This is a genomic window from Rhodopila sp., assembly GCF_965276935.1.
Taxonomy (GTDB): domain Bacteria; phylum Pseudomonadota; class Alphaproteobacteria; order Acetobacterales; family Acetobacteraceae; genus Rhodopila.
Map to the genome: position 1 here is coordinate 1,555,856 of NZ_CBDIBS010000003.1, position 24,237 is coordinate 1,580,092.

Genomic DNA, 24,237 nt, shown 5'->3' on the forward strand with positions numbered 1-24,237 from the left:
GTGGGCCGAACGCGACGCTTACGCCCTGTCTGGGGGTAAATTGCGGTCGCAGCGCATCGACAGCTCGACTCATCGTTGTCCTTGAAGGGAAAGGAACGGCGATGACCATACGGTATCGGGTCGATCTGAGCGAGGCGGAGCGCGCACACCTCACGACGCTGCTGAACGGCGGCAAACACGCAGCACGCAAGATCAAGCGGGCTCAGATCCTGCTGGCCGCCGATGCTGGTGTCAGCGACGACGTGATCGCCAACAGCGTCTCGGTTGGCACCTCGACGGTCTACCGCACCAAGCGACGCTTCGTCGAGGGCAACCTGGATCTGGCGCTCAGCGAGGAGGTCCGCCCAGGGACTTCGCGCAAGCTGTCCGGCAAGGAGACCGCGCTGCTGGTGGCAACGGCCTGCACCACCCCGCCGGTGGGGCGCAAGCGCTGGACGCTCGATCTGTTGGCCGGCGAGATGGTGAGGCTGACCGAGCATGAGGATCTGTCGCGCGAGACCGTGCGCCGGCGCCTTGCAGAAGACGATCTAAAGCCGTGGCGGCGGGAGATGTGGTGCATTCCACAAATTGATGGCGCCTATGTCGCGCGGATGGAGGATGTGCTCGATCTCTACGCCGAGACGGCTGATGCGAAGCGCCCGGTGGTGTGCTTTGACGAAAGTCCGACCCAGTTGATCGGCGAGGTACGTGAGCCGATCCCGGCCGAACCGGGTCAGCCGGAGCGCTATGATTGCGAATACCGCCGTAACGGCACCGCCAATCTGTTCGTGTTTCTCGACGCACACAGACCCTGGCGTCATGTAAAGGTGACAGACCAGCGAACCGCGCAGGATTTCGCCGTCTGCATGCGTGATCTGGCCAATACCCACTATCCAGATGCCGACCAGATCCGGGTTGTGCTGGACAATCTTTCAACCCACACCGCCGGGGCGCTATATGAGACCTTCCCGGCACCCGAAGCGCACCGTATTCTTCAGCGCCTGGAATTTCATTACACACCCAAACATGCCAGTTGGCTGAACATGGTGGAGATTGAGATCGGCGTGCTGCGCGGCCAGTGCCTGGATCGCCGGATCGGTGAGCGCGACGTTCTCAACACCGAAATCAAAGCATGGCAAAGCCAACGCAACGCGTCAGGCGCACGGATCCAATGGAAGTTCACGACGCAGAAGGCGAGAGACAAGCTGGCTCGCGCCTATCCCGACACCACTTAACCGTTCAAAATCACTGTGCAGAGTTACTAGATCGCCATCCTTAATGACGGGCACGCGCCCATGCGGGTTCATCGTTAGGAAGTCTGGCGCGTCGAGGCCGCCAAGGTCGCCTCCGGCGGGGATGTGCTGGTGTGCGAGTTTCAGCTCATCCACCAGCCACATGACTTTCTGAACGTTGAACGAATTTAGGCGCCCCCAGACTTTCAGCATTACCCAACCTCAGCCGCAATGCCTCATCCAATCGAATTTCCGGTTTCGCTGCTACCCCGCCAGTAGGGGGGTTAAGTAAAGACGAACATTCTGTCGATGGAGATTATTCCGGCTGATCTGCTTCGGAACAGGTCGAGGCGTGCTTCGCCTGCTGGATGAATGCACGTATCAGATCAGGATCCTTCACGCCCGTCGTCCGTTCCACGCCGGATGAGACATCGACCGCATCCGCCCCGGTCAGTTGAATCGCGGTCCGCACATTGTTCGGCGTCAGGCCACCTGCCAGCAACCAGGGTGCCGGTGCGATCCACCCGCGTAGAATGGGCCAGTCGACGAGGATTGCGTTTCCGCCTGGTCGCGTCGCCTCCGCCGGCGGTTTCGCCTCTATCAGCAATGCATCCGCGCTCGACGGATCCACAGGCAGGTCGGCCGGCGCGGCGACACCCACCGGCCGCCATATTGGCAAGCCGAACTTGGCCTTCAGGCTGGCGATGTCGTTCAATCGCCCATAGATCTGCAGGATATCCAGCCGCAAGAAATCGAGCACGGATGCGAGCAGCGCATCGGATGGCTCCACGAACAGTCCAACGCGGGGAGGGCCGGCGGCGGCGCGGCGTGATAAGGTGGCCGCTGTCTGGGGGGAGATAAAGCGTGGCGATGCCGGAAAAAAGTTAAACCCGACCCAATCCGCGCCCGCCCCCACCGCCGCATCGAATGCCGCCGCGTCATTGATGCCGCAGATCTTGACCTTGGTCATCGGATACTGGCCGCGATGGCCGCTGCCGCGGCGGCTGGATCGTCTGAGGCCGTGATAGGGCGTCCGACCACGATCCAGTCGGCCCCGGCCGCAACGGCATCCGCCGGCGTCATGGTCCGCGCCTGATCATCGGCGGCGGCGCCCGGCGGGCGGATACCAGGGACCACCAGTTGAATGGCTGAACCGAAGGCCTGCCGGAGCATCGCAACCTCCAGCGGACTACACACCAGACCGTCGGCACCGGCTTCGACAGCGAGCCGGCCGAGCCGCAGGACCTGTTCGGATGGTGGGGACGCCATGCCGATGGTGGCGAGGGCGGCCTGATCCAGACTGGTCAATACGGTCACCGCCAGGATCAAGGGACGGTCGGTGCCGGCCGCGACAGCCGCCTGGCATGCCGCCCGGATCATCGCCGCGCCGCCCGATGCATGAAGCGTCAGCATACGCGGCCGCAACGGCAAGACGGCCCGAACGGCGCCGGCCACAGTATTCGGGATGTCATGCAGTTTCAGGTCAAGGAAGACCGGAGCGCCAGCAATTGCCCGGACGCCTGAGGCACCGTTGGCCAGGAAGAACTCCAGTCCCAGCTTGATTAGACCGCTACAGGACGCCACCGCGTTGGCCCAGGACCGCGCCCGATCCAAATCGACTGTGTCCAGGGCCACGATCAGCCGGTTGGTCTGTGGCATCAGGCCGCGGGAGGCAGTGCCAAGGCGGAACCGGGCGGGCGCGCCTGAAGTTCCTCGATCTTGGCCTCAAGCAGACGCACCGTTCGTTCGGCTTTCCGTGCCCGGCGGCGCTGCCCGAGTTCGGCGACCCAGACGACAAGCCCGCCAACCAGGAAAGCCGCCGCCATTCCACCCAGGATCGCCAGGGAGAGCGGCACGCTAACGACATAGTCGGTCGGCCAGATGCCAAGCTGGACAACCTGCATGTTCGACAAGGCGAACACCGCGAACGGCAGACATAAAATAATTGAAACGATTAGGAACAGCATCCGCACCGTAACCCGTCAGGCTTGTTTTCGTACCGCCGCGGAGGCACGCTGGATTTTTCCGGCGTTGACCCTCAGCCGAAGCTCCTTGCCGGCCTTGAAGAAAGGCACCGACTTCTGATCGACCGCAACGGATGCACCGGTGCGTGGGTTTCGTCCCGTGCGCGCATCGCGCTGCTTGACGGTGAAAGCGCCGAAGCCTCTTAATTCCACCCTTTCGCCGCGCGCGAGCGCGTAGCTTATCTCCTCAAAGATCGTTGCCACGATGGTCTCCACATCATGACCGCGCAAGTGCGGGTTGGCGGTCGCCAACTCCGTGATCAGCTCCGATTTGGTCAAAGCCCATCCCCGATTAATTATCGGAAAGCTGCCAGAGGGCCAGCGGGCCGTCAAGACTAACGCTTTGTGAAACCAGACTTTTCCAAAGCCCTTGCATAATCCACCCAAATTCCCCCCGCATCGCCCATCGCGCCAGTCCGCCGGTTGACAGATCTTCCACCGGCAAGCCCGCGGATACGCCTTTTTGCGTGGCAAGCCAGGCCTTCGCCTCTCGCTCCCCGCCGATGGCATCGACCAGTCCCAGGCCCAGTGCCTGCTGGCCGGTATAGGGGCGTCCATCAGCCAGCGCATGGACGCGGGCCGGGTCCATGTGCCGGCCGGTGACGACCATGCCGACGAACTGCTCATACAGGTTGTTGACCAACCCCTGCAGCACCTTCCGTCCCTCATCCGACAATGGTCGCGTCAGACTCGGCTCATCCTTCAGTGGACCCGAGCGAATGGTCTCCGCATCGATCCCCAGCTTGCCCAGAAGACCGGAAACCTCGCCGGTTTCCATCAGCACGCCGATCGATCCGGTCAGGGTCGAGTCGCGTGCGAAAATACGGCTGGAGGGCACCGCGATCATATAGCCGGCGGATGCGGCCAGCCCCCCCATCACCGCGACAACCGGCTTATTGGCGGCCACCCTGGCAATCGCATCGTGCAGACTCTCGCCGCCCGATACGCTGCCGCCTGGGCTGTCGATGGAAAGGATGACGGCCTTCACCTGGCTGTCGTCGGCCATGGCATCGATTGCCTCGGCCAGCTTGCGATCCTCGGTAATGATCCCGCTGACCGTCACCCGCGTGATATGCGCCCCAACAGGGGCAACTCCGATTCCACGGATCGCCACCACCGCTGCCACCACCAGCGCAAGAACGGAGAACACCCGCCAAAAGACCAGGCGGCGCTTGAGGCGCCGCCTGTCCAGCAGAAGATCGGTTTCCAGCGACATGCGTAACTGGGCTAGTTGCTGTCCTGCGCCAACTGGTTGCGCCGACGGATCGCCGCACCCAGGATGTCGCCAAGCGAGGCACCGGAGTCAGACGAGCCGAATTCGGCCATGGCCTGCTTCTCTTCCTCGACTTCCTTGCCCTTGATCGTCAGGGTCAGCTTGCGGGACGCGCGATCCACAGCGGTGATCTTGGCATCGACCTTCTCGCCGATGGCAAACCGATCAGGCCGCTGATCACCTTTGTCACGCGCCAGTTCGGCCCGCCGAATGAAACCGGTCAGCACATCGTTGACGCGGACCTCAATCCCATTGGCCTGGATCGCGCTGACGATGCAGGTGACCACATCACCCTTGTGGACGCTGCCCAGGATGGTGGCGGCCGGATCGTCACGCAATTGCTTGATGCCGAGGCTGATGCGTTCCTTCTCCACGTCCACATCCAAGACCTTTGCCTTGACGGTCTGGCCCTTCTCGTAGCCGGCCATTGCCGCTTCGCCGGCTTCGTCCCAGGACAGATCGGACATATGGATCATGCCGTCGATATCCGCGGACAGACCGATGAACAGGCCGAATTCCGTGATGTTGCGGATTTCGCCCTCGACCTCGGAGCCGTTCGGGTGGTCGTCGGCGAACTGCTCCCACGGGTTGCGCTGCACCTGCTTCAGGCCCAACGAAATTCGCCGCTTGGAACTGTCGACGTCCAGCACCATGACATCGACTTCCTGGCTGGTGGAAACAATCTTGCCAGGATGAACGTTCTTCTTGGTCCACGACATCTCGGAGACATGGACCAGGCCTTCGACCCCAGGCTCCAGTTCCACGAAGGCGCCGTAGTCGGTGATGTTGGTGACGCGGCCGGAGTATTTCGCGCCCGGCGGATACTTCGCCGCCACGCCTTCCCACGGATCGGCTTCCAACTGCTTCATGCCCAGGCTAATGCGCTGGGTGTCGGAGTTGAAGCGTATCACCTGCACCTTGACCTGCTGACCGATGGTCAGCGCCTCGGACGGGTGGTTGATGCGGCGCCAGGCGATGTCGGTGACGTGCAGCAGACCATCGACGCCGCCGAGATCGACGAATGCGCCGTAGTCGGTGATGTTCTTCACCACGCCGTCCAAAATCATGCCTTCCTTGAGGCCCTGGATCAGCTCGCTGCGCTGCTCCGCACGGGTCTCTTCAAGAACGGCGCGCCTGGAGACGACGATGTTGCCACGGGCGCGGTCCATCTTGAGGATCTGGAACGGCTGCGGCGTTCCCATCAGCGGGGCCACGTCGCGGACCGGACGGATATCGACCTGGCTGCCGGGCAGGAATGCCACCGCGCCGCCAAGATCAACGGTAAAGCCGCCCTTGACCCGGCCATAGATCGTGCCGTCGACGCGCTTTTGCGCCTCGAACGCCTTTTCCAGGTTGGTCCAGGCTTCCTCGCGACGCGCCTTCTCGCGCGACAGGATGATCGCTCCGTCGCGGTCCTCGTAGCGCTCTACATATAATTCAATGTAGTCGCCGGGTTTGACTTCCGGCTTGGCGCCGGGCGGGCCGAATTCCTTCAGGGCGACGCGGCCTTCGGATTTGAGGCCGACATCGACAACGGCGAATTCGTCGGTCAGGCGGAGCACCCGGCCGGTGACGACGGAACCGTCGAAACCCGTGTCAGTGCCGAGTGTTTCATCGAGCAGGGAGGCGAAATCTTCCCCCCGAAAATGGTCTTGCGCAGGCTCTTGAACGCGCGCGGTGGCGGATGCTGCCATGTGGCGGATGTGTTCCGTACGGATGCCCGGGCCAAGCCCGGAAGGTGCCGTGGTATGCGCGTTTCCCAGTCATGAAACACGACTTGCCCGCATCAGGGATGCGCGGCCGATGATGGCGGTTTGGGTATTCAACCCGCAGGATTGAGATAGACTTTCGACGGTGGATGTCAAGAGAAACGATATTTTCTGAGAAGTTATACAGCCGCGAGTAGCGCGGCACAAATCTGGTCAACTGCCTGTTCCGTCAGGTCAGGATGAATCGGCAGCGCCAGGATACGCCCTGCCAGGTCATCCGAAACAGGCAGGGACACACCGTCGTGATGATCGGCGTAAGCCGGCTGACGATGCAGCGGCCGGGGATAATAGATTGCGGTTGGGACGCCATCGACTTGCAGCGCTGTCCGAACCCGATCCCGAGCCGCCGCATCGGGCAGCAGAATGGCATAGATCGCCCAGGCGCTTGTGCTGTTGGGCACCCGCGCCGGGATGGTGACGGCATTGCCAAGACGCTGGTCGTAAACCTGGGCGATCTGCTCGCGGGCCTTCAGTTCTTCGGGGAAGACCGCCAGCTTGGCCAGCAGGACCGCGGCCTGGATGGAATCCAGGCGGCCGTTCACGCCGGTTCGCAGCACCTCGTATCGCGTGTGTCCTTCGCCGTGCGTGCGCAGGCTACGATACAGCTCGGCGCGCGCCTGGCTTTCAGTGAACAGCGCGCCGCCGTCGCCATAAGCACCCAGCGGCTTGGAGGGAAAGAAGCTGGTTGCCGTCGCGTCGGCCTGGGTGCCCAGCATGGCGCCGTGCAGCGAGGCGCCAAAGCTTTGCGCAAGATCATCCAGAGTGAACAGGTCGTTGCGTCGGGCGATATCGGTCAGACTGCCCCAGTCAGCGGGCTGGCCAAACAGATCGACACCAATGATGGCACGCGGACGCAGCGTGCCCGCGGCGCGAACCTGGTCAACCCGCAGGATTAGGTGCGCCGGGTCGATCTGAAAGGTGTGTGGATCGACATCGACGAAAACCGGGGTGGCACCCAGCAGCAACGGCACCTCCGCAGTGGCGGTATAGGTGAAGGCCGGAAGGAAAATTGCGTCGCCGCGGCCAATGTTCTCGGCCATCAGGGCGATCTGCAGCGCATCCGTGCCGGAGCTGACGCTGACGCAGTGTGCCGCGCCGCAGAATTGCGCCAGCGCCGCCTCCAGTTCCTGGACCTCGGGACCGAGGATGAACTGGCAATGCGCCAGCACCGTATCCAGCCGGCGGCGCAGGTCGACCGCGATGCGGGCCTGCTGCGCTTTCAGGTCGAGGAACGGGATCTGGCGTGGCGTCTGCGTGAGCGTGGACGTGCCAGTGGGCGTGCCAGTGGGCGTATCGGTCATGGAATCTCTTTCAGGCGCGGGCTTCGCCGGCGCTGCCTTCGGCGTTGTGTTCAAACTCGGGGATCAGCCGGCCCAGCAAGGTCAGCGCGAGCTTGACCTGTCCGCCGCGGCAGGCGCTGCCGATTTCCTCAATCGCCCTGCCGACGATAGCGGGATCGGCGGTGCGCGGCGAGGCCATCAGCAGGCCCGCATAGCCGGTGGGGACAGGCGGTTCCTTGCCATGAAATAGTTCTTCAAACAGTTTCTCGCCGGGGCGCAGGCCAGTGAAGCGGATCTCGATGTCGTTGTCCGGTTGCAGGCCGGCGAGGCGGATCATCTGGCGGGCCAGGTGAACGATCTTGACCGGTTCGCCCATGTCGAGAACGAAGATGCCGCCGTTCTCGCCGGACGGCAAGGACACGCCGCCCAACCCCAGCACGCTAGCTTGCAGAACCAGGCCGACAGCCTCGCGCACTGTCATGAAATAGCGCTGCATGTCAGGATGGGTGACCGTCAGCGGGCCGCCGCGGGCCAGTTGCCGCTGGAACAGTGGCACGACAGAGCCGGTGCTGCCCAGCACGTTGCCGAACCGGACGGTGATGCAGCGCATGCCCTGCTGAGTGGAACGGGCGGCAACATCCAGCGCCTGGCAATACATCTCCGCCAGCCGTTTCGATGCGCCCATCACGCTGGTCGGGTTCACCGCCTTGTCGGTGGAGATCAGCACCATGGCAAGGGCGCCGGTCGCGCGGGCGGCGTCGGCGACGTGGCGGGTGCCGGCGGCGTTGGTTGCCAGGCCCTCCAGCGGATTGGCCTCGACGATCGGCACGTGTTTCAGGGCGGCGGCGTGAAACACCAGTTCGGGGCGGTGCGCCTCGAAGATGACGCGGATCCGGGCTTCGTCGCGGATGTCGGCGATCAGCGTGCGACGGGGCACGCCTGGATGGGTCTCCGCCAGTTCCAGATCGATCTGCCACAGTGCGTACTCGCCGTTGTCCAGCAGTATGAGCGTGCCGGGGCCGAAGGCGGCGACTTGGCGGGCCAGTTCGCTGCCGATGGTGCCGCCGGCGCCGGTGACGATCACCCGGCGGCCCTGGATCAGGCGCGCCATGCCGTCCCGGTCGAGCGGGACCTGCGGGCGGTTCAGCAGGTCCTCGATGGCGACGGGGCGGAGTTCGACCGGGCGCGGTTTATCGGTCGGGTCGGCCAATGCGGTCGGACGGGGCGCCTGGCGCACCTGCAAGCCGAAGCGGTCGGCCTGGACCACCACCTGGGCGAGGCGGGCGCCGGCCAGTTCCGGCGTGACGAAGACCAGCGTGCCGGGCAGGCGCTCCTCGGCTTGCAGTTGGTCCAGCACGCTGGCGGCGTCTTTCAGTGAGCCAAGGATGCGGTGGCCCTGGATGCGTCGTCCGGTCTGGCGGTCGGAGGACGCCAGCAGGCCCTCGATCCGAAACACCTGGCGGCGGTCCTGGGCAAGCGCACGAATGAACAAGTCGGCATCCTCGATGCTGCCGACGAGCAGGATGGAGGCGGCATCGATCCGCGGCGGCTTGCTGCCGCGGCGCCCCCGGCGCCAGCGATAGCCGACGCGGGGGGCGCCGAGGAAGAGCAGCAGCGTCAGCGCATGGATGGCCGGAAAGGCGGGATTGGCGGGGGCGATGTTCACCAGGGCGGAGGTGGCGGCGAACAAGGCGGCGCCGGCGGCGGCGCTGGCGGCAACAGTCAGCAGGTCGCCGATGGCGGCGAAGCGCCAGTACTGCAGCGAGAGGCGGAAGGGGATGCCAGCAATCAGCAGGCACAGCGCGCCGAGCGGAATTTCCCAGAGCGGATGCATGGCGGGCGTCGCCGGGTCAGCGAGCCAGCGCGCCACCGGAATCGAAACAGCCGCCATGCCGCCGTCAAGTGCGACGTTGACGGCGATGCGAATCAAGGAGCCCGCCGCAGCCATGAGGTTTGTATAGCGCAGGTGGAATAGGGGGTATAGCGGGGTTTGGCATGTGCCCTCGGCGAGCGTTCTTTCAGTCGCTCTGCAGGCGGCCTTTACGCTTCCGTGTCAATGTCGGCGGACGCCGGTCCTGCCATTGGGCCTTGTTTACACGCCAGACCATGCCTTCCGACATGCTACCTGCGCCCGCCATGACATCGAGAGCGGGCCTATAAAAGTAGATGCCGCGTCTATTAATCAGAAAACCCATCGGCCTTGCTTCTGACAAGGCCGATGAATTTCGTTGTCGCGGCTTACCTTGATGCGGCGGCCAGATGCTCGACATGTCATTGGAACATGGCGCGAATCAGGGCTCTCAATAGGCGTTGCCGCGTTTGCCAGCCGCGATGAAAGACGATGTCGCCTGCGCTCGGCCAAGCGACTCGATTTCCGCTCCCTGAGCGGGTGCAAACCACTGACTTGAGGGTAAGGCATTGGCTTTCGTCACCATTGCAATCGTCGTCGTCTGGAGCGTTCTTTTTGGCGCGGCCTACTTTAGTCGAGTTGTTGGCCGATTAAGCCGGCAATCATGCATCACGATAGTGACGGGCTGCTACCTGGTGTTAAGCGCGCTCGCTCTTTCCTGGTTCGGACTGACCCGAACCGGCCTGCTCGGCATCACCGGCATGTTGCTCCCCTACGCCGTGGGGATTGCCATTGTCATGATCCCGTTCAAGGGACAACGCGGGGAATAGCCAGATCAAACCCAACGCTGTTGAGCGAACGGCCCTACGGCTTCCTGGCCGTCGCCAGTTCCTTCCTTAGCCGCTCAACCTCCGCCTGAAGCGCGGCAATCTCGGCACTGGCATCTGTTGGCGGTGCCGATGAGCTGGACTCGACGCCGCGATAGAACGGTGTGAACAGGCTGAACGCCCGCTCCATCATCGCCATGTTCTGGCGGCTCACTTCCTCGATGTTCCCAAAGGGAAAAAGCCCGCCCATCGTCTTCTGCACGGCGGAGCGCATTTGCTCCTGCTGCTGGGCGAACGATGCCATTGCATGTTCAAGGTATTTTGGCACCAGCCCTTGCATCGAACCGCCGTAGAAGCCGATCAACTGGCGCAGAAAGCTTGTCGGCAACAGGTGATGCCCCGCTTTGCCCTCTTCTTCCACGATGATCTGGGTCAGCACGCCGCGCGTGATGTCATCGCCGGACTTTGCGTCGTAGACAACGAAATCGCGGCCAAGGCGAACCATCTCCCCGAGGTTTTCCAGCGTGATGTAGCTGGAGCTTTCGGTGTTGTACAAACGCCGGTTGGCGTATTTCTTGACCACGACCGGCGGCTTATCGGTTGACTTGGACTCCGGCAGGATCTGGACCGTATCAGCCATGCTTTCCTCGCGATAGTTTCTCTCTTTACCGTGCCTTTCGCACCTGCGAAAGCCTGAACTGCGTGATCACCTGCAGGTTCGGCGTTTCGCCGCCGCGTCGCCGCGCCTATGTTCTGGTCGGCAAGGAGGATGGATGCGGCATGGTGGCGGATTCTGCCGGAACGTCGGCCGAAGATGCGGGCAGCGATCTCGGTGCGGCCGGCGATGCCAAGCCATCAGGGGCCGGCGAGAACGTACGCCGCTCTGCTTCAGCCGCCGACGTCCACGATCCGCGGAAACTGGCACAGGACTGGATCACCGTATGGCAAAGCGAGTTGTCAGCTCTCGCCGCCGATCCCGAATTGCGGCAGGCGTGGCAGACCATGGCGTCGCTTTGGGCCGCTGCCATGTCCGCCATGCTGCGGGTGATACCGCGCGAGCCGGTACCTGACCGGGATGACCACGCGACCCGACGCGCCGGGGCCGCTGATGCGTCGCGGGCCACGGCCGCTGCTGCTGCACCTGACCCTCGCGACGCTGAGATCGACCGTATCGCGCGCCATGTCACCGCACTGGAACGCCGATTGGCCGACCTCGAGCGGAGCGGCGGTGCTGCACGGCCTGCGAAGCGCCGTCCGCGACGGAAACCTTGAGGGTGCGTTTCCGGCCGAGGTGATGGCGGAGACGCTGCGGCAGGATGCGGCGCTGATCGCGGGCATCGCCGCCTATCGCCGGCACCCCTGGCGGCGGACATTGACTGATCCCCCGACGGTCTGGTCGGAAGGCGACTCGCGCCTGCTGGACTACGGAGCCGGCACGGCCGCCTCACCTGTGCTGTTCGTGCCTAGTCTGATCAACCGGGCCTATGTGCTTGATCTGGCGGAGGGACATTCCATGCTGCGCTGGCTGGCGCAGCACGGGGTGAGGCCATTCCTGCTAGACTGGGGCTGGCCAGGTGAGACGGAACGGCGCTTCACTTTGACCGACTACGTGGCGGGGCGGATGGAACGGGCCATCACGGCGGCGGCGGAGCTGACCGGCGAACCCTTGGTGCTGGCCGGCTACTGCATGGGTGGCACGTTGGCGGTGGCGGCGGCGCAGCGGCGGCCGGATCTGATCCGCGGCCTGACGCTGCTGGCCGCGCCCTGGGATTTCCACGCGGCGGATCGCACGCAGGCCTTGCAAGTCGCTGCCAGCCTGCCGCTGCTGGAGCCGGCTCTGACGTTCAACCAGGCGCTGCCGGTCGATCTGCTGCAATCGCTGTTCGCGCTGCTCGATCCCTGGGGCGTGCCGGACAAGTATCGCGGCTTTTCTCGGCTGGATCAGGCCAGCGACCGGGCCAAGCTGATCGTCGCACTGGAGGACTGGCTGAACGATGGCGTGCCACTGGCGGCCGAGGTGGCGCGGGTGTGCCTGGGCGAGTGGTATGGGGAGAACGCACCCGCGCGGGGAACATGGCGGATTGCCGGGCTGCCGGTTGATCCGCGAGCAATTGCCATGCCGGCATTCGTTGCGGTGCCGCGGCAGGACCGCATTGTCCCGCCGGACTCGGCTCGGTCGCTGGCGGGGTTGATCCCTAAGGCGGCTCTACATGAGCCGGCGGCCGGACATATCGGGATGACGGCGGGAGCGCGGGCGGAGCGAGAGCTTTGGCGTCCACTGCTTGATTGGTTGCAAAACCTCTCGCCCAGCATGATTTGAGGCTGTTCCTGCTCGACCGAGTTGGCAAGGAAGGCCTTGACGGTTCCTGTTCCCTGGCTTTCAGGCACGCCAGCGGCGCGGGAGTAGCCAGAAACCGTCGTTCCAGCTTTGTTTCGACGAGCGGCGATTCTGTCATAGGGACGGATCACATGGATGGAGCAGGTCCAGCGACAGCGCCAGGGCCGATGGCAAGAAATGGCCGCACGTCGGCCAGCTAGCGGAAAACGTTCGGGAAGATTGCTTCCAGGCATGGAGACACCAAGCATCCCGGCGTGGTTTGATCAGCGACATCGGCGGCGTTCGTGCCCGTCAGCCCATCCCCGGAGACCGTCATGATTAGCAGAGATGCCCAAGGCCTGACCGACAACTTCGCGCCGATTACCATGGAGTGCGAGGCACCGCATCTGCCGGTTTTCGGCGAACTGCCGCGGGCGCTGAACGGCACGCTGTTCCGGAACGGGCCCAATCCACAATTCACGCCGCTCGATCCGCTGCGGCATCACTGGTTCACCGGTGATGGCATGGTTCACGGCTTTACGCTATGCGACGGTCGGGTGTCATACCGCAACCGGTGGGTACGCACCGCCAAGTGGCACGCGGAAGCCGCCGCGGGGCGCTCGCTGGTCTCTGGCTTCGGTTCCGACTCCAGTCGCGCCATGGCGAATGAAGGCGTGGCAAATACCAATGTGGTCTGGCACGCCGAACGCCTGCTGGCGCTCGAGGAAGGGCATCTTCCCATCGAACTCGACCCGGCCACGCTGGCAACACGCGGCGTATGGAACTGCGGCGGCGCCCTGGAAGGGCCGTTCACCGCGCATCCCAAGCTCGACCCGATCACCGGCGAGCTTGTGTTCTTTGGCTATTCGGCGGCGGGGCCGCTATCCGCGGGCATGAGCTATGGCACGATCGGCACCGACGGACGTGTCAAGCGCTTCGAGCACTTCGAGGCGCCGTATTGCAGCATGGTGCACGACTTCGTCGTCACTCAGCGGCACGTCGTGTTCCCCGTCCTGCCACTCAGCGGCAGCATGGCACGTGCGCGCGCCGGCGCGCCGCCGTTTGCCTGGGAGCCGGACCTGGGCGGCTATGTCGGGCTGATCGTGCGCGAGCAAGGCATCGCCTCGTTGCGCTGGTTCCGGGTTGAAAGCTGCTTCGTGTTCCACGTGCTCAACGCCTGGGACGAAGACGGTCGCATCATCGCGGACGTGATGCAATATGACGAGCCGCCGCTGTTTCCGCGGGCTGATGGTCTCCCGTCCGGCGATACGCAGGCGCACCTGGTGCGCTGGACGCTTGATCCGGCCGCCGCCACAGATGCGATCACACGCACCAGGCTGGATGACATGAGCGGTGAATTCCCGCGCATCGACGATCGTCGCGCCGGCCTGCGCAACCGATTCGGCGCCTTTGCCGGACGCAGCCGTCCCGAGGTCGGGCTGGACAGCATTGCTTGGCTCGATCTGGCCGCCGACCGGCGTGCTGTCTTCACGTTACCGGCAGGCGACAGCATCTCCGAGCCGGTGTTCGTGCCGCGCGACGAGGCAGCGGCGGAAGGCGATGGCTGGCTGCTGGGTGTGGCGTGGCGTGCGGCGGAGCGGCGCAGCGACCTGATCGTGCTCGATACCCGCGACATCGCCCACGGTCCGATTGCCACAGTGGCGCTGTCGCATCGCGTGCCGTTCGGTTTTCACGGCAATTGGGTGAGCGATGGCGGCTGAAACCGGTCTGAAAAGCGCAGCGTGAGATCAAGAATCCGGTGATGAGAACAGGTGCGCCTGGCAAGGGCAAGCTTGAAGCCATGGCTTGATCCACTCATGGGCCTATCACGAGGCAAGCGGGTCCTTTGTGCCTACTCCACGTCCTCATGCCAGGTCCGGCCATCCCGCTCGATCAGCGCGATTGCCGCGGTCGGGCCCCAACTTCCAGCGGGATACGGCCTTGGCTGATCCGGTCGGCTCGCCCAGGCTTCAAGAATCGGTTCGACCCAGGTCCAGGCGGCCTCCACCTCGTCGCGCCGCATGAACAGCGTCGGGTTGCCGCGGACGGTGTCCATCAGCAGCCGCTCATAGGCGTCGGGAAAGCGCATCCCGAAGGTCTTCTCGAAGCGGATGTCCAATCCGGTCGGTGACAGCCGCAGGCCGCCGGGACCAGGATCCTTCGTCATCATGCCGAGCCGCATGCCTTCTTCGGGTTGCAGGCGGATGATCAGGGAATTCGGCTGCCACTCGGCGGCCTCGGACGGGAAGATGGAGAACGGCAGGGAGCGGAACTGGATGACAATCTCCGACACCTTTTTCGGCAGCCGTTTTCCGGTGCGCAGGTAGAACGGCACGTTGGCCCAGCGCCAGGTCCGCACCTCGGCCTTCAGCGCCACGAACGATTCGGTGCCGGAGGGGTCGTCGGCGCCGAGGTCCGCCAGATAACCCGGCACCGGCTTGCCGGCGATGGCGCCCTGGGTGTACTGGCCGCGGACGGTCAGGCCGGCGACGTCATGCGGTTCCAGCGGCTTCAGCGCGCGCAGCACCTTCAGCTTCTCGTCGCGCACCCGGTCGGCGTCCAGCGACACCGGCGGCTCCATCGCGATCAGGCACAGCAGTTGCAGCATGTGGTTCTGCAGCATGTCGCGCAGCGCGCCGGACTTGTCATAGTAGCCGCCGCGGCCTTCCAGACCGACCGTTTCGGCGACAGTGATCTGCACGTGGTCGATCACGTCGGACGACCACAGTCGTTCAAAGATCGTATTGGCGAAGCGCAGCGCCAGCAGGTTCTGCACCGTCTCCTTGCCCAGGAAGTGGTCGATGCGGAAGGTCTGCGCCTCTGAAAAGACGCGGCCGACCTGCTCGATGATGGCGTGCGCCGAGTCCAGGTCATGGCCGATCGGCTTTTCCAGAACGACGCGGGACTGCTCGGTCACCAGGCCGGCGGCCTGCAGTCCGAGACAGGTCGCGCCATACAGGTCTGGCGAGGTGGCAAGGTAGAAGACCCGGATCCGGGCGGGGTCCAGCACAACGGTAAACTGGTCCCAGTCGGCGTCGGCCGCGGTCGCGTCGATCGGGACGTAGTGCACCTGACTCAGGAAGCTGGCCAGGACGTCCGGCTCCAGGTCGCCGACCCCGACGTGCTTGCGCAGCGCCTGGGCGGCGCGCTCGCGGTAATCCTCGTCCGACAGCTTCGATCGGGCGGCGCCGATGACGCGGGACTGGGCGGGCATCTGGCCATCGCGGAAGCGGTAGTACAGCGCCGGCAGCAGCTTGCGCAGCGTCAGGTCGCCGGTGGCGCCAAAGACGACGCAGTCGAAGATGGCAACGGGGATGATCTTCGGCATATGCGCTCTCTCGTTGATGCGACGTGTTGTGCGGATGCGAGATACCGGGCCAGGGGCGGCGCTTGTCAAGCGGGATGTGCCGTCCGGGATTATAGTGCAGACATCGCGCGGTCGTTGACGGGACACCGGTGCCGCGGGCATTAAGGCGTGGTGCGCGCCTGTAGCTCAATTGGTTAGAGCTGGCGGCTCATAACCGCTCGGTTGCAGGTTCGAGTCCTGCCGGGCGCACCGTGTCCGCCGCTTCCTTCGCCGCGTAAGCCGGTTGCTTCATGGCTGGCCCAATCTGGCTGCTCGCCGGCACTGGCGCAGCGAAATCGTCACCTTCCAGATTGATGCCGCCAGGCACTTTTCGCCGTCCATGCCGCAGAGGCTTGATCTGGCAAGGCTTTATGCCCGCGCTGTGCAGCAGAGCGAGCCGTTACGCCACGGTGGCAAATCCGCGGCTAATAGACCCTCCACATGCCCGATCACACCTGATGAACTGTTGCAGGCGCCCTGCTCGGCCTTGGAGGCTGCTTTTTCGGCGAAAGAGCAGCACTGACCGCGGTGTCTGCGCGCGACCATCTAACTCCGCCAGACCGTATTGGCAGCGTCTACGTGCCAAACTTGCCGAACAGCTTCCTGAACAACCGCTCGCTCTCCGCCGCGCCTTCCTCAGTAAGCCAAACAGATTTCGCCTTGCTCTTCGGGTCGTCGATCATTCCCTTCTCATGCAACCGGTCCATCGCATCCCAATTATGGCCCTTCCAGGCGCGCGCATCGCCGCATCGAGTCAGATACAGCAACGCCAGCACCGCCTCGTCGATCTTCTGTTCGTCGATGTCCATGGATCTAATCCCTTGCTATCGGGGAAATCGCATTTTTCGATCCGGCTACGCGGTGCGTCAACCGCTGTACCTTTCCGGGATCACCGGCTGGTGGGGGATCGTGAGGGTGGCCAGTCCGTGCTACGATGACAAATTCCATGGCACTTGGCGCCCTGATCGCTATTGAGCCAGCCGCAGCCCCAACCTAGAACCCATACCAAACAGCGAAGCGACCAATCATGGCGAGTTATCAATACGTTTATGTGCTGAAGGATTTGACTAAAGCCTTCCCCGGCGGCCGGGAGGTCTTCAAGGGCATTACCCTGTCGTTCCTGCCCGGCGTGAAGATCGGCGTGCTCGGCGTCAACGGCGCCGGCAAATCCACATTGATGAAGATCATGGCCGGCATTGAGACCGAGTATGGCGGCGAAGCTTGGGCCGCGCCAGGTTCCACCGTGGGTTACCTCGCGCAGGAACCGCCGCTCGATCCCGCCAAGACGGTCGGGGAGAACGTCGAGGAAGCCTTCGCCGACCTGAAGGCCGCGCTAAGCCGGTTCAACGAAATCTCCATGGCGTTCGCTGAACCCATGAGCGACGAGGCGATGAACGATCTGCTGGCCGAACAGGGCGACCTGCAGGAGAAGATCGACAGCCAGGATGGCTGGGAGCTCGACCGCAAGGTGGACATCGCGCTGGATGCGCTGCGCTGTCCGCCGGCCGATGCGTCGGTCGCCAAGCTGTCGGGTGGCGAGCGACGGCGGGTCGCGCTGTGCCGGCTGCTGCTGGAAAAGCCAGATCTGCTGCTGCTGGACGAGCCGACCAACCACCTGGACGCCGAAAGCGTCGCCTGGCTGGAGCACACCCTGCACGACTACGCCGGCACCGTGATGGTGGTCACCCACGACCGCTACTTCCTGGATAACGTCACAAGCTGGATGCTGGAGCTGGAGCGCGGCCGGGGCTATCCGTTCGAGGGCAACTACTCGTCCTGGCTGCAACAGAAGCGCAAGCGGCTGCAGCAGGAGGAAAAGGAGGAAAGTGCCCGCCAGCGCGCCCTCGCCGCCGAGTCGGAATGGATCGCCGCCTCCCCGCGCGCAAGGCAGACCAAAAGCCGAGCACGTATCGCGAAGTACGAGGAGATGCTGCAGAAGTCGCAGGAACTGGCGACCGGGGTGGCGGAGATCGTCATTCCGCCGGGGCCTCGGCTGGGCAACATCGTGATCGAGGCGGAAGATCTTCGCAAAGGCTACGGCAACAACGTGCTGATCGACGGGCTGGACTTCAAGCTGCCGCCCGGCGGGATCGTCGGCGTGATCGGCCCGAACGGCGCCGGCAAGACGACGCTGTTCCGCATGATTACCGGACAGGAGCAGCCTGATTCCGGCTCCCTGCGCGTCGGTGACACCGTGAAGCTGGGGTATGTCGACCAGTCGCGCGACAGCCTGGACCCGAACAAGACCGTCTGGCAGGAGATCAGCGGCGGCGAGGAGGTAATCTACCTCGGCAAGCGCGCGGTGCAGTCACGGGCGTATGTGGCGGCGTTCAACTTCAAGGGGTCCGACCAACAGAAGAAGGTCGGCATCCTGTCGGGCGGCGAGCGCAACCGTGTGCATCTGGCGAAGATGCTGAAGGTCGAACACAACGTTCTGCTGCTGGACGAACCGACTAATGACCTGGACGTGGATACCCTGCGGGCGCTGGAGGAGGCGCTGACCGAATTCGCCGGCTGCGCGGTGATCATTAGCCACGACCGCTGGTTCCTCGACCGTCTGGCGACCCACATACTGGCGTTCGAGGGCGACGCCCGTGTCGAATGGTTCGAAGGCAACTTCCAGGCCTATGAGGAAGACAAGCGGCGCCGGCTAGGGGCGGACGCGACGGAGCCGCACCGGATCAAGTACCGGCCGCTGGCGCGGTGAGGCCTCAGCCGGTAGGTCATAGTCTGAGGCTGACTCATCAGCAGGCGTGAATAACGGCATTGAACAAAGCGTCAGAGCAGTTTCCGATCACGTCGCATCAACTTGATATAGCCGGGCGACCGAGCACGCAAGGGAAGGTTGTCAGGGCGATCGCTTGAGTGGTTGAGGGATTCCCGTGCGGGCTAGAATCGGATTCATAGGAAGCCTCTCATCAGGAGGTCTCTATGTCCATGCCAAGCCAGCCCTGCTTCTTGTCCCACTTCGCGGCCCTCCGGGACCCGCGCCAAGCGACGAAGGTGCTATATCCTCTACCGGAAATCCTGTTGCTGATGCTCTGCGGGACCATCGCCGGTGCGGACGACTTTGTCGAAATCAGCCTGTGGGGCAGCGAACGCCAGGGCTTCCTCCGCCGTTTTCTGCCGTTCAAGCACGGCATCCCGAGCCACGACACATTGTGCGACGTGATCGCGGCGATTGATCCTGAGCTGTTCAAGACATGTTTCCTGACCTGGGTAGACGGGTTGCGGACTGACACGCCCGAGATTATCGCGATCGATGGCAAGACCTCGCGTCGCAGCCATGCCCGCGGCAAAGGGCGTCTGCCGCTGCATACGGTGTCCGCCTGGGCGACGCGTCAGCGATTGGTCCTTGGACAAGAGGCGGTGTCGGCGAAATCCAATGAGATCACCGCCATTCCTGTGCTGCTGCGTCGTCTGGAACTGGCCGGCGCGTTGGTGACCATCGATGCCATGGGCACGCAGAAGGAGATTGCCCAGACGATCATCGAGGGTGGTGGCGATTACGTGCTGGCCTTGAAGGAGAACTGGCCAGCGACCTATGCCGAAGTGGAAACCGTCTTTGCCGATCCACCACCAACGCTGACGCTGCAAAGCTTCGAGACCGTCGATGGCGACCATGGCCGGATCGAAACCCGCCGCCATACGATCTGCCACGACATCAACTGGCTGTTCGCCGAGCGGCGTCATCCGGGCGAATTTGCATTCCCTGGCCTGACCGCCATCGGCATGATCGAAAGCGAAACCGAGCGGGGCGGCGTTATCCAGACAGAAACCCGATACTACCTGTGCTCAACCAAACTCAGTGCCGAGACCCTCGCCAGGGTCGTGCGGAGCCACTGGGGCATTGAGAACCGGCTGCACTGGGTGCTGGATGTGGTATTCCACGACGATTTGGCGCGCCTGCGCACCGCTCATGGCCCTGCCAACATGGCGGTCGTGAAACATACTGCCATGAATTTACTGAACCAGGCGAAACCCGTCACCAGCTTTAAGAACCGCCGTAAAAAGGCCGGCTGGAATCAGGATTATCTGGAAAACGTCATCCGGCGCATCGCATGAGACACTCAAGCGATTCCCCTGGGAAGGTTGTCCCGGCCATCCGCCTCCAGCCGTTGGTGCGAAGATGGCCGGCACAAACCAGCCATGACGATGATAAGGCGGTGCTGAGCCGTCGATCCTTCAGACGGTTGGTGTGACACCGAATCCAGCCAATTGTGCATAGCCGCGCACGATGTCAGTCAGTTCGTCCTCGGTCGCCACCTCGCGCACATGGGTGAATCCGCGCGGCGCCCGCGCAGCGATCAGGTCCACCACGCGCTCAGGGCCGCCGATGCGGTTTGATTGCACCACCGCCGCCGTAGCGGGCAGCCGCTCTGTCTCGTACGCGGCCAGCGCCTCCGGCACCGGATGCGCGCCCAGCAGGTTGCTCAGGCAGCGCGCGTCGAGGATCGCCTGGGAAGCGCCGTTCGACCCCACCGGATACATCGGATGCGCCGCATCGCCCAGCAGCGTCACCCGCCCCTGCGTCCACCACGGCAGCGGATCGCGGTCGCACATTGGATACTCGAAAATCTCCGGCGTCGACTGGATCAACCGCTCCAGATCGATGAACGGCAGATCGAGCCGTTCGGCCAGATGCCGAAAGGCCGAATACTGGCCAAGGCGCGACCAATTCTCCCGCTGCGGCGGCGGCACGCCGGCCTCGGCCACGCGGGCGTAGATCACCCAGTTGGTCAGGCGGGTCGCAGCCGTCTCGCCCGGCGCGATTGGATAGAGCACCAGCTTGGCCACCGCGTCCCCGGCGATCACCATGCTGTCGCCGCCGTCAAAGGCGGGCCAGTCCACCGCGCCGCGCCACATCTGGATGCCGTTCCAGCGGATGCCGGGATCGTCGGGATGCAGCGCGGCACGCAGCGTGGAATGGATGCCGTCGGCGCCGATCAGCGCGTCACCCATCGCTTCCTCCAGCGTTCCGTTGGCGCATTGAAATGTCGTCACGACATGGCTGACGTGCTGAGTGAAACGGACCAGGCGCCGTCCAGGGCGTGGCGCGGCAGTGCCCAGACGCTCGGTCGCCGCCCGCCAGAGCATGGCGTGCAGCCGGCCGCGGTGGACAGAGAATTGCGGCGCATCATGGCCGCCGTACAGCCCGCGCGGCTCCGACCAGATCGGTTGTCCCAGATGGTTGGCATAGGTCAGTTGGCGGGTGCGAATGGCGATCTCGTCCAGCCGTGGCAGCAGCCCAAGGCCGGCAAGTTCACGGATCGAGTGCGGCAAGGCATTGATGCCGACGCCCACCGGTTTCACCTCGGCGGCGGCTTCGTAAACCTGACAGTCGATGCCTTGCTGGTGCAGCATCAAGGCCAGGGTAAGTCCGCCAATCCCGCCGCCGGTAATGATGATGCGCATGTTTCCTACGCTCCTGGGGGACACGGGCGATGCTCGGGACTTTTGGTGAAGTGCCCACCGTTCGCATCATGGCCGGGGCGGGCCGCGAACCCACAAGGTTGCGGCGTGGATCTGTCCTTGTGCCATGACCTGCCTCCGCCCCCGGCATCAGTCATCTGTACCGCAGGCGTGGCACTTGTCCATCAAAGGCTCTCAACCTGAAACAAGATACTCCGCAAAGTAATCGTCAACGGAAATAAGTTTTGAAGTAAGTCCAATCTCGAACCCCATCTGGCAGAACTGCTGCATCGTGCGTCTGTTCGGCTCCAGCCCATCCGCGTGGAAATCGGGTCCCATCAGCGCGTCCGTCGCTTCGTTCTCCAGATCGTGCCAGGGTGTGACATAGGGGAAGCCGCGCTGCGACGCCTCGAACACCTCATTGTTGCGAATGAAAGCATCTGTCAGTCGGCGAGCCAGCGAACGGTCGCGTTCCCATACCTCGCGGCGCATGACGATCAGATGCTGCGGCGGATAGACGCCGGTGTCCTGATAGTAGCGCTGTTCGGTGCCGCGGATGTCCTGAACCAGCCGCACGATCGGACCCTGTGTGGGGTGGTAGCGCAGCGGGCGCGGCGGACTGTACAGGGCGTCGATCTCGCCGGCGATCAGCAGTTCCGAGAGCGACCTTCCGGCCGGCGCCGCATGCACCTGTGGCGGCAACATGGCACCAGGCGTTGCGATCTGCGGCACATCGACCTCACCGATCCACCATTCGATGGCATTGAGATCAAGGCCGCACCAGCGCAGGAAGTGGCGATACCAGATCGAACCGCTGGCGGTCCAGCTATACATCCCAAGGCGCCGGCCCGCGAGGTCCCGCGGGCTACGCAGCGGCCCATCCTTCAGCACATATAGGTCACGCGCGGTAAAGTTCCGCAGCACGAAGGCCGGTAGGGCGACGAAGCTGCGATCGCCCCGGTCGATGCGGGCCAGATGAACGCCCATCGATCCTTCCCCGGCATCGACACTCGGATCCGTCACCGCTCGGCGCAGCAGCCCTGCCCGCTCTGGCCAGGATCCCTCGCGCCCAGTGATGACAATAAGCTTCACGCCTTCGGGTGTCACCGCGCCGGTGGCCAGCGGCATGATTCGCGCATAGTCGGCGACCGTGAGGGTGAGCGTTGCGTCGGACATACGCGTCTCCTGTGCGAGCGAATGCAACAATCATAAGATGCTCCACGCCGGGCGCAAACCGCATGGGCAGCATCACCTGCCCAGCACTCCGCGTCAGACGCGCCTGACGCCCCAGAACAGCATGAGACCGGCCTTGACGAATCCGGTCAGATTGTCGCGGTGGCCGGTCGGCGTGAACCATGCGCCGGTTGGAAAGAACGGCAGGTCCTGGAAGGCCAGGCGCTGCATGTCCTTGCACACTGCCTGCTGCGCGGCCAGGTTTGGTGCATCGAACCATTTGTCACGCAGCGCCTCCATCGCGGGATCGGTTGGCCAGCCAAACCAGCCGCCGTTGCCGTTGCCGCGCAGCGGATAGTCGCTGCCGGGATTGGACACGTTCAGCCCGCCCCACCCCGTGCAGAAGCTGTTCCAGCCGCCCTCGCTGGACGGTGCGTGACTGGCCCGGCGCGATACCAGCGTGCCCCAGTCCATGCTGGTATATTTTGAATTCAGGCCGAGCGACTTGTAGTAGGCATCAGTCACCTGGGCCGCCGCGACAAGTTGCGGCTGATCCGATGGCGACATCAGCACGATTGGCTCGTTCTTGTAGCCGCTCTCCGCCACCAGCTTCTTCGCCAACGGCAGGTTGCGCTTGCCGAGGATCTTGTCCATGTCGACATCACTGGCCATCGGCGAGCCGGGTATGAAAAAACCCGCGGTGCGGCCGAGATCCTGCTGATCGCCCAGAACGGCGTCCAGGTAATCGTGCTGATTGAATGCCACCAGCATGGCCTGCAGCAGCTTAGGATTGTCGAAGGGGGGCTGGGTGTGGTTGAACGCGACAACACCCAGCGAGCCGAGTGGGTCGAGCACCTCGATCTTGACCCCCGGCGACTGCTTCAGCAACGGCAACAGATCGATTAGCGGGTTCTCCCACCAGTCGATCTCGCCGCGTTGCAGCGCGGCAGAAGCCGAGGCGGGATCTGGCATGATCTGCCATTCGACCCGGTCGAAATGCACTACCTTGCCGCCTGTGAAGTAGCTCGGCGGCTCCTGCCGCGGCACGTATTTGTCGTTCCTCGCATAGGCGGCGGAGGCGCCGGAGACCCATTCATTCCTCAGGAACTTAAACGGGCCGCTGCCGATGTACTCGGTGATCTGGGTGAAGGCGTCGGTCTTGGCGATGCGTTCAGGCATGATGAAGCAGCCATTGGCGCCAAGCGCGTAGGCCATCACCGGGAACGGCCTTTTCAGGCGGATTTCGAAGCTCTTGTCGTCCACGACCTTCATCTCGGCGGTCTGGCCCATCAGCCGCTGGCCGAAACCGTCACGCTTGCCCCAGCGCTGGATCGAGGCGATGCAGTCCTTCGATAGCACCTTTTCGCCGTCGTGCCACAGCAATCCGTCGCGCAGCGTCAGCTTCCAGGTAAGCCCGTCGGAGGAGGTGTCGCTGCCCGCCAGCATCTGCGGCTGGCCGACCAGTTTTTCATCAATGCCGAACAGCGTGTCCCAGACCATGTATCCGTGCAGCGACGCGACCGTGGCGGTGGTCCAGATCGGGTCCGGGTTTGCCAGGTTGGCCTGCGGCACGTACGTCAGAACGTTCGCGCCCTTTGCCACGGCAGGCCGAGCGAGGCCGACCGCTGCGGCGACGGCGCCACCGGTCAGAACACTGCGTCGCTTGATCATCCGGAATTCCCCTTTTGCTGCGTTTCAAGCCGGTTTGGCCACAGTGGCGTGCGATCCTAGGTGCCGCACCGGCGGCGTAGCCGCC

At 63.9% G+C, this 24,237-nt stretch carries 22 protein-coding genes and 1 tRNA gene; 8 read left to right on the forward strand and 15 right to left on the reverse strand.

Annotated features, from left to right (window positions below; all coding sequences use genetic code 11):
• Window positions 1-101: 101 nt before the first annotated feature.
• Window positions 102-1,214 (forward strand): IS630 family transposase, encoded by a 1,113-nt coding sequence (locus ACQY4S_RS15120; RefSeq protein ID WP_428483393.1) that lies wholly within the window; start codon window positions 102-104, stop codon window positions 1,212-1,214.
• Here ACQY4S_RS15120 and ACQY4S_RS15125 read toward each other — a convergent pair.
• The 9 genes from ACQY4S_RS15125 to ACQY4S_RS15165 form a co-directional block, all read right to left on the reverse strand.
• Window positions 1,134-1,424 (reverse strand): glutathione S-transferase N-terminal domain-containing protein, encoded by a 291-nt coding sequence (locus tag ACQY4S_RS15125; protein ID WP_428486017.1) that lies wholly within the window; start codon window positions 1,422-1,424, stop codon window positions 1,134-1,136. The genes ACQY4S_RS15120 and ACQY4S_RS15125 overlap by 81 nt on opposite strands.
• A 103-nt stretch (window positions 1,425-1,527) precedes the next feature.
• A complete protein-coding gene (locus tag ACQY4S_RS15130; protein WP_428486018.1) occupies window positions 1,528-2,181 on the reverse strand; it encodes a phosphoribosylanthranilate isomerase in 654 nt (217 codons plus the stop codon).
• The gene (gene pyrF / locus ACQY4S_RS15135; RefSeq protein WP_428486019.1) at window positions 2,178-2,870 is read right to left on the reverse strand and encodes an orotidine-5'-phosphate decarboxylase; all 693 of its coding nucleotides are present in this window, start codon (window positions 2,868-2,870) and stop codon (window positions 2,178-2,180) included. Before pyrF ends, ACQY4S_RS15130 begins: the two co-directional genes overlap by 4 nt.
• The gene (locus ACQY4S_RS15140; RefSeq protein WP_428486020.1) at window positions 2,870-3,178 is read right to left on the reverse strand and encodes a lipopolysaccharide assembly protein LapA domain-containing protein; all 309 of its coding nucleotides are present in this window, start codon (window positions 3,176-3,178) and stop codon (window positions 2,870-2,872) included. The genes pyrF and ACQY4S_RS15140 overlap by 1 nt, the downstream gene beginning before the upstream one ends.
• A gap of 15 nt (window positions 3,179-3,193) precedes the next feature.
• Complete coding sequence (ihfB, locus tag ACQY4S_RS15145) at window positions 3,194-3,514, reverse strand: integration host factor subunit beta (protein ID WP_428486021.1); 321 nt, start codon at window positions 3,512-3,514, stop codon at window positions 3,194-3,196.
• 13 nt (window positions 3,515-3,527) lie between these two features.
• Window positions 3,528-4,451: a signal peptide peptidase SppA gene (gene sppA, locus ACQY4S_RS15150; protein ID WP_428486022.1), complete on the reverse strand. Its 924-nt coding sequence runs from the start codon at window positions 4,449-4,451 to the stop codon at window positions 3,528-3,530.
• 11 nt (window positions 4,452-4,462) lie between these two features.
• The gene (gene rpsA, locus ACQY4S_RS15155; RefSeq protein WP_428486023.1) at window positions 4,463-6,202 is read right to left on the reverse strand and encodes a 30S ribosomal protein S1; all 1,740 of its coding nucleotides are present in this window, start codon (window positions 6,200-6,202) and stop codon (window positions 4,463-4,465) included.
• Window positions 6,203-6,396: 194 nt separating this feature from the next.
• Entirely contained in the window at window positions 6,397-7,578 is a 1,182-nt protein-coding gene (locus tag ACQY4S_RS15160; protein WP_428486024.1) for a DegT/DnrJ/EryC1/StrS family aminotransferase, read from the reverse strand.
• 10 nt (window positions 7,579-7,588) lie between these two features.
• Window positions 7,589-9,487, reverse strand: coding sequence for a polysaccharide biosynthesis protein (locus ACQY4S_RS15165; RefSeq protein ID WP_428486025.1), 1,899 nt, complete (start codon window positions 9,485-9,487; stop codon window positions 7,589-7,591).
• 488 nt (window positions 9,488-9,975) lie between these two features.
• Between ACQY4S_RS15165 and ACQY4S_RS15170 the strand changes: the two genes are divergently transcribed.
• Window positions 9,976-10,236 carry a hypothetical protein gene (locus ACQY4S_RS15170; RefSeq protein ID WP_428486026.1) on the forward strand — a complete coding sequence of 87 codons (261 nt, stop codon included), beginning with the start codon at window positions 9,976-9,978 and terminating at the stop codon, window positions 10,234-10,236.
• Window positions 10,237-10,270: 34 nt separating this feature from the next.
• On the opposite strand, the gene phaR is transcribed toward ACQY4S_RS15170, so the two are convergent.
• Entirely contained in the window at window positions 10,271-10,873 is a 603-nt protein-coding gene (gene phaR / locus ACQY4S_RS15175; protein WP_428486027.1) for a polyhydroxyalkanoate synthesis repressor PhaR, read from the reverse strand.
• Window positions 10,874-11,308: 435 nt separating this feature from the next.
• Here phaR and ACQY4S_RS15180 point away from each other — a divergent pair, with 435 nt between their 5' ends.
• Both ACQY4S_RS15180 and ACQY4S_RS15185 read left to right on the forward strand, forming a co-directional pair.
• Window positions 11,309-12,553 carry an alpha/beta fold hydrolase gene (locus tag ACQY4S_RS15180; protein WP_428486028.1) on the forward strand — a complete coding sequence of 415 codons (1,245 nt, stop codon included), beginning with the start codon at window positions 11,309-11,311 and terminating at the stop codon, window positions 12,551-12,553.
• A gap of 332 nt (window positions 12,554-12,885) precedes the next feature.
• Complete coding sequence (locus ACQY4S_RS15185) at window positions 12,886-14,271, forward strand: carotenoid oxygenase family protein (protein ID WP_428486029.1); 1,386 nt, start codon at window positions 12,886-12,888, stop codon at window positions 14,269-14,271.
• 131 nt (window positions 14,272-14,402) lie between these two features.
• On the opposite strand, the gene zwf is transcribed toward ACQY4S_RS15185, so the two are convergent.
• A complete protein-coding gene (gene zwf / locus ACQY4S_RS15190; RefSeq protein WP_428486030.1) occupies window positions 14,403-15,878 on the reverse strand; it encodes a glucose-6-phosphate dehydrogenase in 1,476 nt (491 codons plus the stop codon).
• 154 nt (window positions 15,879-16,032) lie between these two features.
• Between zwf and ACQY4S_RS15195 the strand changes: the two genes are divergently transcribed.
• Window positions 16,033-16,106: transfer RNA gene (locus ACQY4S_RS15195), tRNA-Ile, on the forward strand.
• Window positions 16,107-16,140: 34 nt separating this feature from the next.
• On the forward strand, window positions 16,141-16,419 hold the full coding sequence (locus ACQY4S_RS15200) for a DUF29 family protein (RefSeq protein WP_428486031.1): 279 nt from the start codon (window positions 16,141-16,143) through the stop codon (window positions 16,417-16,419).
• A gap of 52 nt (window positions 16,420-16,471) precedes the next feature.
• On the opposite strand, the gene ACQY4S_RS15205 is transcribed toward ACQY4S_RS15200, so the two are convergent.
• A complete protein-coding gene (locus tag ACQY4S_RS15205; RefSeq protein WP_428486032.1) occupies window positions 16,472-16,705 on the reverse strand; it encodes a DUF6429 family protein in 234 nt (77 codons plus the stop codon).
• Window positions 16,706-16,923: 218 nt separating this feature from the next.
• On the opposite strand from ACQY4S_RS15205, the gene ettA reads away from it, so the two are divergent.
• Complete coding sequence (gene ettA / locus ACQY4S_RS15210; RefSeq protein ID WP_428486033.1) at window positions 16,924-18,603, forward strand: energy-dependent translational throttle protein EttA; 1,680 nt, start codon at window positions 16,924-16,926, stop codon at window positions 18,601-18,603.
• Window positions 18,604-18,827: 224 nt separating this feature from the next.
• Window positions 18,828-19,961, forward strand: coding sequence for an ISAs1 family transposase (locus tag ACQY4S_RS15215; RefSeq protein WP_428483659.1), 1,134 nt, complete (start codon window positions 18,828-18,830; stop codon window positions 19,959-19,961).
• Between the two features lie 120 nt (window positions 19,962-20,081).
• Here ACQY4S_RS15215 and ACQY4S_RS15220 read toward each other — a convergent pair whose 3' ends face one another.
• The 3 genes from ACQY4S_RS15220 to ACQY4S_RS15230 all read right to left on the reverse strand — a co-directional run bounded on the left by ACQY4S_RS15220 (window position 20,082) and on the right by ACQY4S_RS15230 (window position 24,149).
• Complete coding sequence (locus tag ACQY4S_RS15220) at window positions 20,082-21,311, reverse strand: flavin-dependent oxidoreductase (RefSeq protein ID WP_428486034.1); 1,230 nt, start codon at window positions 21,309-21,311, stop codon at window positions 20,082-20,084.
• Window positions 21,312-21,503: 192 nt separating this feature from the next.
• Window positions 21,504-22,484, reverse strand: coding sequence for a hypothetical protein (locus ACQY4S_RS15225; protein ID WP_428486035.1), 981 nt, complete (start codon window positions 22,482-22,484; stop codon window positions 21,504-21,506).
• A gap of 93 nt (window positions 22,485-22,577) precedes the next feature.
• A complete protein-coding gene (locus tag ACQY4S_RS15230) occupies window positions 22,578-24,149 on the reverse strand; it encodes an ABC transporter substrate-binding protein (RefSeq protein ID WP_428486287.1) in 1,572 nt (523 codons plus the stop codon).
• Between the last annotated feature and the right edge of the window lie 88 nt (window positions 24,150-24,237).